Origin of the sequence: Pseudomonas sp. AM8, assembly GCF_036346475.1 — a bacterium.
GTDB lineage: Bacteria > Pseudomonadota > Gammaproteobacteria > Pseudomonadales > Pseudomonadaceae > Aquipseudomonas > Aquipseudomonas marginalis.
The window spans coordinates 255,015-267,207 of the sequence record NZ_JAOTNX010000010.1 but is presented as its reverse complement, the minus strand read 5'-3'; the positions used below and the strand labels follow the sequence as shown (position 1 = coordinate 267,207).

Annotated in this window: 12 protein-coding genes and 1 tRNA gene; 8 read left to right on the top strand and 5 right to left on the bottom strand. The window is 61.3% G+C overall.

Annotation, left to right across the window (positions count from 1 at the left end):
- Positions 1-75 precede the first annotated feature (75 nt).
- A tRNA-Phe gene (locus V3W40_RS23515) sits at positions 76-151 on the top strand.
- A gap of 129 nt (positions 152-280) precedes the next feature.
- Here V3W40_RS23515 and V3W40_RS23510 read toward each other — a convergent pair.
- The 3 genes from V3W40_RS23510 to V3W40_RS23500 form a co-directional block, all read right to left on the bottom strand.
- Complete coding sequence (locus tag V3W40_RS23510; protein ID WP_027605084.1) at positions 281-550, bottom strand: hypothetical protein; 270 nt, start codon at positions 548-550, stop codon at positions 281-283.
- 94 nt (positions 551-644) lie between these two features.
- The gene (locus tag V3W40_RS23505) at positions 645-2,249 is read right to left on the bottom strand and encodes a hypothetical protein (RefSeq protein WP_074848442.1); all 1,605 of its coding nucleotides are present in this window, start codon (positions 2,247-2,249) and stop codon (positions 645-647) included.
- Between the two features lie 85 nt (positions 2,250-2,334).
- Positions 2,335-3,300 (bottom strand): arsenic resistance protein, encoded by a 966-nt coding sequence (locus tag V3W40_RS23500; protein ID WP_141605333.1) that lies wholly within the window; start codon positions 3,298-3,300, stop codon positions 2,335-2,337.
- 172 nt (positions 3,301-3,472) lie between these two features.
- Between V3W40_RS23500 and V3W40_RS23495 the strand changes: the two genes are divergently transcribed.
- Together V3W40_RS23495 and V3W40_RS23490 are read left to right on the top strand one after the other, a co-directional pair.
- Positions 3,473-4,411, top strand: a complete 939-nt coding sequence (locus tag V3W40_RS23495; RefSeq protein WP_330215726.1) for an alpha/beta hydrolase family protein — start codon at positions 3,473-3,475, stop codon at positions 4,409-4,411.
- A gap of 17 nt (positions 4,412-4,428) precedes the next feature.
- A complete protein-coding gene (locus V3W40_RS23490) occupies positions 4,429-4,833 on the top strand; it encodes a hypothetical protein (RefSeq protein ID WP_027605088.1) in 405 nt (134 codons plus the stop codon).
- Between the two features lie 74 nt (positions 4,834-4,907).
- Here the strand turns inward: V3W40_RS23490 and gabP are convergent, their stop codons facing one another.
- Positions 4,908-6,299, bottom strand: a complete 1,392-nt coding sequence (gene gabP, locus V3W40_RS23485; protein ID WP_065925763.1) for a GABA permease — start codon at positions 6,297-6,299, stop codon at positions 4,908-4,910.
- 555 nt (positions 6,300-6,854) lie between these two features.
- Here gabP and V3W40_RS23480 point away from each other — a divergent pair.
- From V3W40_RS23480 to V3W40_RS23460, 5 genes are all read left to right on the top strand, one after another.
- Positions 6,855-7,628, top strand: coding sequence for an ABC transporter ATP-binding protein (locus V3W40_RS23480; protein WP_065925764.1), 774 nt, complete (start codon positions 6,855-6,857; stop codon positions 7,626-7,628).
- 13 nt (positions 7,629-7,641) lie between these two features.
- On the top strand, positions 7,642-8,394 hold the full coding sequence (locus tag V3W40_RS23475) for an ABC transporter substrate-binding protein (protein ID WP_065925765.1): 753 nt from the start codon (positions 7,642-7,644) through the stop codon (positions 8,392-8,394).
- A 74-nt stretch (positions 8,395-8,468) separates the two neighbouring features.
- Positions 8,469-9,161 (top strand): ABC transporter permease, encoded by a 693-nt coding sequence (locus V3W40_RS23470; protein ID WP_027605092.1) that lies wholly within the window; start codon positions 8,469-8,471, stop codon positions 9,159-9,161.
- On the top strand, positions 9,161-9,850 hold the full coding sequence (locus tag V3W40_RS23465; RefSeq protein ID WP_315871229.1) for an ABC transporter permease: 690 nt from the start codon (positions 9,161-9,163) through the stop codon (positions 9,848-9,850). Before V3W40_RS23470 ends, V3W40_RS23465 begins: the two co-directional genes overlap by 1 nt.
- A complete protein-coding gene (locus V3W40_RS23460; RefSeq protein ID WP_074848433.1) occupies positions 9,831-11,018 on the top strand; it encodes a methyltransferase in 1,188 nt (395 codons plus the stop codon). Before V3W40_RS23465 ends, V3W40_RS23460 begins: the two co-directional genes overlap by 20 nt.
- Positions 11,019-11,258: 240 nt before the next feature.
- On the opposite strand, the gene bcsQ is transcribed toward V3W40_RS23460, so the two are convergent.
- Entirely contained in the window at positions 11,259-12,188 is a 930-nt protein-coding gene (gene bcsQ, locus V3W40_RS23455; protein WP_330215725.1) for a cellulose biosynthesis protein BcsQ, read from the bottom strand.
- Positions 12,189-12,193 lie beyond the last annotated feature (5 nt).

Sequence of the window (12,193 nt, the reverse complement as noted above, 5' to 3'; positions counted from 1 at the left end):
GCGACGGTAATAATTAAATATTTTTTGAAAACTTGCTTGACGACCCCCTGAAAAACCCGTTTAATGCGCCCCGTTGCCCAGATAGCTCAGTCGGTAGAGCAGGGGATTGAAAATCCCCGTGTCGGCGGTTCGATTCCGTCTCTGGGCACCACTAATTAGTTTCAGGTGGTGCAAAAACCACCCGAAAGCCCACAAGAAGCCCGCCCAGTGCGGGCTTTTTGTTGTCCGGGATTTATAGATGCCGCCTGGGGCGATCGAGCATCGCCCCAGGGGATTTCAGTTAGCTGCGATCCGACATCAATGTGAACACTGCCACCCGCTCCTGATCGGATATCTCAAAGCCGCGCTCTTCCACCCGATCCAGCCAGCCCTGGGCTGACAGCTGCTCGCCAAAGCGTACCAGGCGCCCGTAACGCTCGAAGACCGCCCTCAACACATTGATCATCGCCGGATAGCTGCAACCACCATCGAAGCCAATGCTCAGCCTTCCGATTCGCGAGCGCTCAATTACGTAGCCACTGACGGGCCGCTTAAAGTCCTTTTTTGTCATATCCCTGTGCTTCCAATACGGCAAGTTCAAAAAACGGCACAGCCAATTTGACCGACCGGTCACTCGATCGGCAAACATACAGCAAGGTGCCAGGTCACTTCAGCAAAAACACCATCAACGGGTTGTCGTTCAATCGCCCCTCTAGGCTCGGCTGCAGGCGCTCCAGGGGCGTTCCCGGCAACAGCGCCGTTTCCTTGCGTGCCACGATCACCCAGGCAGGACGGGGCAAAGCATCCAGCCGTCCAACCTCGTTACCCGCGATAAACACGGGCTGCTCGTCGTGGTCCAGGTTCATCATGTAGCGCACGGCCCAGGTATCACGCCCCAGATTGAGAAACACCAAGGTACCCGGCTGCTTCACGCGAAGCGCCTCCACCTGCCCCACAAATCTCCGGGTATCGAACTGCAAATCCTTGGCCGGCTCCACGACAGCCACCAACACCAGCCATTGCGCCGCCAATGCAACGAGGCTGAGCCACACCAGTCGCTGCGGCCGTCGCCAGACACCCAGCGCAGCCACTTGCAGCACCAACAGGACAGCAATCAGTAGCGGCAACGAAACGTTAGGCCAGTAACCGTGCTTCTGCCACCCATGCCGACAGACAAACACGGCAACCACGCACAGCGCCGGCAGCGCCGCGACAAGCCACTCGTAGCCCCTACGCACGCCCGAAAGCCAGCCTTGCGCCTGAAGCAGCCCATAGGCCGCGACAGCCGCAAACATCGGCACCATGGGCAGAATGTAATAGGCACGCTTGAAATGCGGCACCGACAAGCCAAGCAGGATCATCAACCCACAGGCACCGAGCCGCACCACCAATTGCACCGGATCATCAAACCGCTCCGCCCAACGATGACGCAGCGCAACCAATGTGACCAACGCCAGCGGCACCACGGGGAAGTAACGGTACAGGCTCAGCTGGAAGTAGAAATAGAACGGCTCGCCGCTTTCATCAAGGCGCCCGCCCACTTGCATCTTGAACACTTCATCGGCAAACCCATCGCCGCCGCTGATGCGCGCCAGCTTCACCAACAGCCACCAACAGGCCGCCAGCAACACCAGGCCGACGATGCCGTGGATCAACACCTGCCTGACCCGCGCTCCAGGTCTGCCCAGCGCCCAATACACGCACACCACGCCGCAGACTTCGATCAAGCCCAGCGGGCCGCGTATCGCGAAACCCAGGATGAACAGCGGGAACACCGCAAGTTGCCTGAGCCGCGAACCCAGGCGCTCACCACTGTGCAGCAGGTAGAAACTGCCGACACACAGCACCGCCACCATCTGGTCCAGGCATACCGAGCGGGACTTCTCGAGCAATTGGGTGGTGAGCAACGTCAGCAGCACCGTGAGCAACGCCCACGGGCGACTCGCCGGGACCAGCAAGCGATAGATCAAGGCTACGACCCCGGCGGATGCAAGGGCAGTGGGCAGCACATTGGCCAAATGGTTGGGCGCACCGAACAACCGGGCAAATACGTAACTGAAGAAGGTCGCGGTACCAGGGTAGTCCGCGTAAGGCTGCCCATAGGTGGTGGGGAAAAGACTCGCGCCATGGCGAAACATTTCCTGCAGGAACAGCGCCCAGCGCCCGTCAAAGCCCTGGGGTTGCTGGTCCCAGATACCCAGCGTGAACAGCAACAGCGCGAACAGGAAAATGCCCAGGGACTCCAGGCGGAAACGGTTGCAGTGATCCATGGGTTGGCCTGTCAGGTAGGGAACGCCGACCTAGGGTGCCGAACGTATCCCTAATAGCACCTGAACAAACCTGAACATTCACGTTTCACCGACCAGCAGGCCACACCAGCCTCGGGATCAGGCGCACGTAGATCAACTCGCCCACCAACTCGACCAGGGTTTGCAGGATCACCGCCGTCGCCGCCACGCCGCGCACGTCTTCTGGCAACGCCAGGGCCAGCGGCAACACCACCAATGAGTTACGCGTCGATGCGCTGAACGTCACCGCCCGTGCCGTCGCCGCCGGCAGCGCGAACAGCCTCGCAGCCAACGCCCCGATCACCGGCGCCAGCAACAGGAACGCCACGTACACCGGGATCACCGGCAGCAACAGGTTAATGTCACGCACCACCGAAGTGATTTGCGAACCGATCACCACCACCAACACCAGCGCCATCGCCGGCACCGGCAACCATGCCCAGGCGTCGCTCCACGCACTGACGCCCGATGAGCGCCGCGCCAGGAATGTGGTGATCACCGCCAGCCCCATGGGCAGCACGATCAACAACAGGAACGCCTCGATAAACGGCCCCGCCTGCACCACCAACCCGGACTGCGCCCCCAGCATCAACCCCAGGTACACCGGCAACAGCAGCAACTGCAGCAACAACAGCACCGGCGTCGCCGCCAGCATCAAGCGCGAGTCGCCTTTACCGATATGGGTAAACACCACCACATAGTCGATACACGGCGTCAGCAACACCAGCAATGCGCCCACCAGCAACGCCGGGCGCTCTACCAGGCCACGGGTCAAGGCCCAGACCAGCAACGGCACGAGGATGAAATTGGCCAGCAGCAGCGCCGACAGAAAACGCTTGTGGCCCAAGCCCTGACGCAGGTCCAGAAAAGGAATTTGCAGGAACATCGCATACATCAACACCGCGATGGCGGGCGTGACCAGCGCGCCGAGGCCCTGGGTCAACGAAGGCGCGAGCAGGCCGAAAGCACCAGCCAGGAGGACAGCGGCGAAGTAGACGGGGATCTGGTGGTGTTCGAGGGTGTCGCGGGTCATGGTCGAGCTCAGATCAATCGAAAGATCGTCAGCCTATGCACCCAAAGGGCCAAGGTCGAGCGTCATGGCCATCTTCACACCCATGGCGCGCTAAATTTGTTAATTTCGACTCCCTATAAAAAGCGCGTGAGCCTCCAAGCACCACAAAAAAGCGCACGGATCGAGCGGACCTATGAACCTGCCAACCCGCCCCACCCAAGAAGCATTCCTCGAATCCGCCGCAGACGGCCACCCCCTCGGCGGCTTCACCTGGCGCCACCCGCGCACCGACCTAGAACGCCCGGTCGTCATCATCAACGCCGCCACCTCCGTGCGTTGCCGCCACTACTCACGTTTCGCCGACTACCTGTTTGCCAACGGCTTTGACGTGATCACCTACGACTATCGCGGCATCGGCGAGTCCCGCAGCGGTTCGTTGCGTGGGTTCAAGGCATCGTGGTCGGATTGGGGCACGCTGGATTTCGAAGCGATCCTGCTGCGGGCGCAGCGGGAGTTTCCAGGCCAGCCGATTGATGTGGTCGGCCACAGTTTTGGTGGCTGTGCGGCGGGGCTGGGCGCATCCGGCGCGGTGATCCGGCGAATCGTGACCGTGGGCGCGCAGTTCGCCTACTGGCGCGATTACGCCGCCGCCGGGCGCTGGCAGATGTTTGCCAAATGGCATGTGGTCATGCCGATGGTCACGGCACTCTGCGGGTATTTCCCCGGCAAGCGCCTGGGTTGGCTGGAGGATACGCCGGCAGGCGTGGTGCGCGACTGGAGCACGCCAACACCCAGGTATGAGACGCGGCCCAGCGGGCGGGCCCTGGCGGACTTGCCATTCAGTCGCGTGAAGGCGCAGGTGCTGGCGATCAGCATCACCGATGACCCCTTCGGCACCGTGGCGGCGATTGAACGGTTGCTGGGTTACTTCGACGGCAGCGAGCGCACCCATCTGCGCATCGCCCCGGAAGACATCGGCGAAAAACAGGTCGGACATTTCGCGTTCTTTCGCAGGGAGTATCAGGATCGGTTGTGGCCGATTGCACTGGCCTGGCTGCAACACGGTCAATTAACGGCGGATACCCTTGGGATTTCCCTCAACCTGCGCTTCAATACCCCACCCAGATCCTGACCCAAGGACGTGAGCCCATGGCCTCGCCGAACAAGCAGCAAAAACGTGCCCACCGGGCCAAGGCCAAGGCCAAGCAGAACCGCACCCAGCGCGCCGTCGCGAGCAAACCGGATGCGTTTGCCGGCGATGACGACCGGATTGACCTTGAGTCAGTGGATTTGACCGAGCTGTTCGTGGAGATGCGCACCGCCGGCGAGACCAGCCAGCAGGCCCTCTGCGCGGTATTCCTGGCCCACCCGCTGCTCGCGCTGGTGCTGGAGCAGGAAGGCGAAGAAGAAGCCACCGACTTTATCCTGGCGGCACTGATCGAGTATCGGCAGTGGGCCACCGACAGCGACGATGAAGCCGCCGCACTGGCGTGGATCGAATCGCCGCAGTTCCAGGCGGATTACGTCGCCGCATCCGAGGCCCTCACCAACTAAAACCAAATGTGGGAGGGGGCTTGCCCCCTCCCACATTTGAACTGCGGCGCAATCGAGCACCGCATTCCATCACATCAATTCAGCACCGCAGCGCCCACTCTCTGCGCCTTGCGACGGCTGGACACAAACAACCCCGCCGCCACTACCAGCAAGCTCAAGACCCCGGTCGCGATGATCTCGACCCGATGCGCTTCCTGGAACAGCATGATGGTCAATGTGCCGACGATGAATACCATCACCGCGTAGGTCAGGCCTGGGAACAGCCACATCTTGAAGACAATTTTCTCGCCCGCCGCCATGCGCTTCTGGCGCATGCGCAGTTGCGACACCGCAATCACCAGGTACACCAGCAGCGCGATGGCGCCAGAGCTGGCCAGCAGGAATTCGAACACCGCTGCCGGCGCCACGTAGTTGGCAAATACCGCCAGGAACGCCGCGCCGGTGGACAGCAATACCGCCCAGTAAGGCGTGCCGCTTTTGTTGGTGCGCTTGGCCACGGCCGGTGCATCGCCGCGACGGCCCAGGGAGAACAGCATGCGCGAAGCGGTGTACAGCGCCGAGTTCAGGCAGCTGGTCACGGCAACCAGAACCACCAGGTCGACGATCAGCTTGGCGTTCGGGATACCCATGCGTTCCAGCACGGTCTGGTAGGAACCTACCGCCGCCAGGGTCGGATCATTCCAAGGCACCAGGGACACGACGATGAAGATCGACAACAGGTAGAACAAACCAATCCGCCAGATCACCGAGTTGGTGGCCTTGGTGATTTGCTGGCCCGGGTTCTTCGATTCAGCGGCGGCGATGGTGACGATCTCGGTGCCCATGAAGGAGAACATGGTGGTCAGGATCGCTGCCAATACCGCGCCCATGCCGTTGGGCATAAAGCCTTGGGTGTCAAAGAGGTGGGAAACGCCGCTGACCTGGCTGGTCGGCAGGAAGCCGAAAATCGCCGCCAGGCCGAGGATCACAAAGCCCACGATCGCCACGACCTTGATCAACGCGAACCAGAACTCGAACTCACCGTAGTTCTTCACGCTGAACAGGTTGGTGGCCGTCAGCAGCAACGTGATGATCAGCGTGAAGGCCCAGATGGCCACATCCGGGAACCAGGCGTTGAGAATGGTCGCGGCGGCGTTGGCTTCCAATGGAATCACCAGCACCCAGAACCACCAGTACAGCCAACCGATGGTAAAGCCGGCCCAGTGACCGATCGCACGGTCGGCATAGGTGGAGAACGAACCGGTGTCCGGCGACGCCACGGCCATTTCGGCCAGCATGCGCATCACCAAGACCACCAGCGTACCCGCTGCGGCATATGCCAGCAGGACCGCAGGGCCGGCGGCAGCAATCGCGTGGCCGGAGCCGACAAACAAACCGGCACCAATGACGCCGGCAATCGACAGCATGGTGACGTGACGCGGTTTGAGCCCCTGTTCGAGGTCATTGGAGCTTTGCGTACTACTCATTGACACACCTTTGCGAGGAATTGCGAAAACGGTCCGCCCGGCCTGGGCTCTTCCTCGTGAAAAGAAACCAACAGGGCGTTCTTTATTTTTTACGCAAGATTTGCGCCAAAATGTTACAAAACCGCGATTGACGCGGCCTGCAGGACGATTCACCAGTCATCGCAAGTCATTGAGAACAATGGCATTTCGCTATAGCGTTACCGTGCGACTCACTTTCAAGACGAACAAGCGCACCAAAAACACACACGAAAAGTACGCGGCGCGCCATAAAAGGGCCGATAGCTACCGTTTGCCCGTTTAACCCTTCCAACACCCGGCCAAAGCTGGCACCATCGCGCCCTTTTTCACGCGAAGCCTGCGGATTCACGGGTTAAAACGGTTGTTCGGTTGTTGATGGCGCGACACCCTGCTGTGCCGATGCGACACCCTGCCGCACACCGCCCGTTTACCGCCCGCCGCGCTGTTGGCCGCCATCAGGACGCTATGCTAGCTTGGCGCCTCGCCAGGAAGGCGGCCCAACAGCGAAGATCGCAATGAACACAATGAGGACCCCACATGGCCGAGGCCACGCCCGCGCTTGAAATCCGCAACTTGCATAAACGCTATGGTGAGCTGGAGGTACTCAAAGGTATCTCGCTGACCGCTCGCGACGGCGATGTGATCTCGATCCTGGGTTCCTCCGGTTCCGGCAAGTCCACGTTCCTGCGCTGCATCAACCTGCTGGAAAACCCGCACCAGGGCCAGATCCTCGTGGCCGGCGAAGAGCTCAAGCTCAAGGCCGCGAAAAACGGCGAGCTGATGGCCGCAGACGGCAAGCAGATCAACCGCCTGCGCAGCGAAATCGGTTTTGTGTTTCAAAACTTTAACCTGTGGCCGCACATGAGCATCCTCGACAACATCATCGAGGCCCCTCGCCGTGTGCTCGGCCAGAGCAAGGCCGAGGCAATAGAAGTGGCCGAAGCCCTGCTGGACAAGGTCGGCATCGCCGACAAGCGCCATGCCTACCCCGCGCAATTGTCCGGCGGCCAGCAACAACGGGCGGCCATCGCGCGCACCCTGGCGATGCAGCCCAAGGTCATCCTGTTCGACGAACCCACTTCAGCCCTTGACCCGGAAATGGTCCAGGAAGTACTTAATGTGATCCGCGCGCTGGCCGAAGAAGGCCGCACCATGCTGCTGGTCACCCACGAAATGGGCTTCGCCCGTCAGGTCTCCAGTGAAGTGGTGTTCCTCCACCAGGGCCTGATCGAAGAGCAAGGATCGCCACAGCAGGTGTTTGAAAACCCGCTTTCGGCGCGCTGCAAACAATTCATGTCCAGCAACCGCTAACGGAGCAACATGCATGCAGAACTATAAAAAATTCCTTCTGGCCGCGGCCGTCTCGATGGCGTTCAGCGCCACGGCCATGGCAGAAACCTTGACCATGGGGATCGAAGCGGCCTACCCGCCGTTCAACAATAAAGACGCCAGCGGCCAAGTGGTCGGCTTCGACAAAGACATCGGCGACGCCCTGTGCGCCAAGATGAAAGTCGAAAAGTGCGACGTGTATGTGTCCGACTGGGACGGCATCATCCCGGCCCTGAATGCCAAGAAGTTCGACTTCCTGGTGTCCTCGCTGTCGATCACCGACGAGCGCAAGCAAGCCGTCGACTTCACCGACCCGTACTACTCCAACAAGCTGCAGTTCATCGCGCCCAAAGCCACCGCAGACTTCAAGACCGACGCCGCCTACCTGAAGGGCAAGGTCATCGGCGCCCAACGCGCGACGCTGGCCGGCACCTACCTGGAAGACAAGCTGCCTGACACCGAAGCCAAGCTCTACGACACCCAGGAAAACGCCTACCTTGACCTGACGTCCGGCCGCCTCGACGGGATCCTCGCCGACAAGTACGTGCAGTACGAATGGCTCAAGAGCAAAGACGGCCTGGCCTACGAGTTCAAGGGCGACCCGGTTGTCGAGAGCGACAAGATCGGTATCGCCGTACGCAAGGGCGACCCGCTGCGCGAGCGCCTGAACAAAGCCTTGGCAGAGATCAAGGCAGACGGCACCTACAAGAAGATCAACGACAAGTACTTCCCGTTCAGCATCGAATGACCTGAACGGCCTGCCCGGCGCGCTGACTTGAGCGCGCCGGCTTTCAGCAATGCCTGCCGCGATATGAAGACACCATGAATTTCGATCTCTACGGATTCGGCCCGGCGCTCGCTGCCGGCGCGCTGATGACCGTCAAACTGGCGCTCACGGCGTTATGCCTGGGGCTGGTACTCGGCCTCGCCGGTGCCCTGGCCAAGACTTCCCCGTACAAGCCGTTGCAATGGCTGGGCGGTACTTACTCGACAATCGTTCGCGGTGTGCCGGAGCTGCTGTGGGTGCTGCTGATCTACTTCGGCACGATCAACGCCATGCGCTCACTGGGTGAACTGCTCGACATTCCCGACCTGTCCCTCAGCGCCTTTGCCGCTGGCGTGATCGCCCTGGGCCTGTGTTTCGGCGCCTACGCCACGGAAGTGCTGCGGGGTGCAATCATCTCCATTCCCAAAGGCCACCGCGAAGCGGGTGTGGCGCTGGGCCTGTCGAAGTTTCGTATCTTTACCCGGTTGATCATGCCGCAGATGTGGCGCATCGCCCTGCCGGGCCTGGGCAATCTGTTCCTGATCCTGATGAAAGATACCGCGCTGGTCACGGTCATCGGCCTCGAGGAAATCATGCGCCATGCGCAGATTGCCGTAACCGTTACCAAACAACCTTTCACCTTCTATATGGTCGCCGCGTTCATCTACCTGGGCCTGACGTCGCTGTCGATGGTGGCCATGCACTTCCTGGAACAACGCGCCGCCCGCGGCTTCGTGAGGACGACGTAATGGAATGGGAAGTCATCATCAAGTGGCTGCCGAAGTTTATCCAGGGCGCCATCCTGACCCTGGAGCTGGTGAGCATCGCTGTGATCCTCGGCCTGATCCTGGCCATCCCCCTGGGTATCGCGCGCTCGTCCAGGCACCTGTCTGTGCGCGCCCTACCCTACGCCTATATCTTTTTCTTTCGCGGCACGCCGCTGCTGGTGCAGTTGTTCCTGGTCTATTACGGACTGGCCCAATTCGACAGCATCCGCTCAAGCTTCATGTGGAAGTACCTGCGCGATCCGTTCTGGTGTGCCACCGCCACCATGACGCTGCACACCGCCGCGTACATCGCCGAGATCCTGCGGGGTGCCATCCAGGCCATTCCGCCTGGGGAAATCGAAGCCGCCCGTGCGTTGGGCATGTCCAGGCCCAAGACGCTGTTCTACATCGTACTGCCCCGGGCCGCGCGCATCGGATTGCCGGCCTACAGCAACGAAGTGATCCTGATGCTCAAGGCCAGCTCGCTGGCGAGCACCGTGACCCTGCTGGAACTGACCGGCATGGCCAGGACGATCATCGCGCGCAACTACCTGACGGTGGAGATGTTCTTCACCGCCGGCGTGTTCTACCTGCTGATCTCCTTCCTGCTGGTACGCGGCTTCAGGCTGCTGGAACGCTGGCTGCGCGTCGATGCCTGCCAGGGACGTTGAAGCCCGCTTCGAGGCGCTGGATGCGTTTCTGATCGAGCACCAAGGGCTGTGGCGACCACGGCCCTTTACTCATCGGCAGTTGCCTTGGGAAACCGAGCATCCGCAACTGGCCCGATGGCTGCGTCAACGCTCGTTGTCCGACGCGGAAACCAGTCATAACCATCCCCACACCCTACCGGCGCCGGCGCCTTTTCCCTCACTGGCCCGCGAAGCCTTGCGCCTCAGTGCTGTGGATAAGTTACCGACGCAGCCCCTGCAACCGGCGGCGCGCCGCCTGAATGTCGACGTACCCGGGCGCAAGTGGCAGCAAATCGAAGCCTTCGGCGCCGCGCTGCAGTTTGCGCAAACACCCCGGCATTGGCTGGACTGGTGCGCCGGCAAGGGCCACCTCGGCCGCCGCCTGCTGCACACCAACCAACAGCTGACCTGCCTGGAATGCGACCCGGCGCTGATCGCGGCAGGCCAGGCCTTGAGCGACCACCACGGCCTGCCCGTCACCCACCGCCTGCAAGATGTCATGGCGGACGTGAGCCTAGACCCCGAGCACACCCCCGTCGCCCTGCATGCCTGCGGCGACCTGCATGTGCGCCTGCTGCAATTGGCCAGTGCCGCCGGCTGCAAGCAACTGGCCGTGGCGCCGTGCTGCTACAACCGCATCAACACGGACGCCTACCAGCCGCTGTCCGAAGCGGGCCGTGCTTCAGCCTTGCAGTTGTCGGTCGACGATCTTGGCCTGCCCCTCAGCGAAACCGTCACGGCCGGTAAACGCGTGCGGCTGCAGCGGGACATCTCCATGGCGCGCCGCCTGGGCTTCGATCAGTTGCAACGCCAATTACGCCACTGCGACGAGTACCTGCCCACACCGTCCCTGCCCGCCGGTTGGCTGGACAAACCCTTCGCCGACTACTGCCAGGCGTTGGCCAGTATCAAAGGGTTATCCACAGGTGAACAGGATTGGGCGGCGCTGGAAGCGCACGGCTGGCAACGTTTGGCCGAGGTCAGGAACCTGGAGTTGCTGCGTGGGCTGTTTCGGCGCCCACTTGAAGTGTGGCTGGTACTGGATCGGGCACTGTTTCTTGGCGAACGTGGCTACAGGGTCGAAGTGGGCAGCTTCTGCGAAACCACACTGACACCACGCAACTTGATGGTGCTTGCCGAGCGCGATTAAGGGGCAGGATTGTCGCACCCCAGCCTGTGGATAACTCTGTTGATGGAATCTTTACAAGGCCTGTGGCTACCTGCGCTACAGGCAAAAAGCCACGTTGTTCATTTTTTGTTCACAGAATAAAACGCACGTAAAACAGGCAGTTGCGGGGTGTTGAGAATGGCTCCACAACCTGATCATTTCGCGACAGCCCAAACAACCAATTGTGCATAAGCATCTGGCGTCAAGCACATAAACCGGCATTTACAGTTGCTTTTTGCGGGCAATCAGCAGACGGCAAAGCTCATTGATATCGTCACCGGCCAGGCTCAACGCCTGGCTGTCCAGCGGGTCGGCGCCGAACGCCAGGGCTTCGCTGATCCCTACGTCGTGATGCACCTCAAACGGCTCTTTCGTCCCCAGTCGCTGCCGGAATGCCTCAACCATATCCAGGCTGAAGGCACTGTCCTCATCCAGCTGGTTAAGCACGTAGTGAACGTGCGGCGCTCGGTCGCGCTCAAGGTGCGGCGCCAGCAGCCCATCGAGTTGGTCCAGGGTTCCCAGGGACGCCGCGTCGGCCTGGGCGACCACCAGCACCACATCCGCCACGCTCACGGCTTGATGGAAATAGACGCTGTTACCGGCGGGGGTATCGAGGATCACCGTGTGGCGGGCGTCCAGGCCCAAGGCGTGCAGCCGCTGCGCCAGCCAGTACGGTTCATGTTTCAGCCAGCGCTGCAGGGTGTCCTGCTGCTGGATATCGGTGTCGCCAAAGGTAATGACGCGGCTGCCGACAAAACCGGGCTGCTGGATGTGTTTCCAATGCGCATTCTGCAGGCTGGCGAGGCCGATGCCCGTTGAGGTCGGAGCGACACCGAAGTGACGGCGCAAGGCGTTTTGCGGGTCCAGGTCCACCGCCACCACCGATTCGCCCAGGCGCTGCAAACCACTGCTCAACAGGGTGGCCAGGGTGCTGCGCCCTACGCCTCCGTTGGCCGACACCAGCGCCACCACGCAGGGGCGCCGCTCGGCCTTCTCCATCAGCGCGGACTGTACAATGGAATCCTGAGGGGGAAAGGGGGTGCCATCCTCCACGGGAATGCGGCCAAAAAAGTGCAGTCGCGAATTCAGGCCACGGGGGTCACGGCTGACATCTTTGCCAAGCAGAGCAAGAAGACCGTCGGTAAAGCTCATAGCGC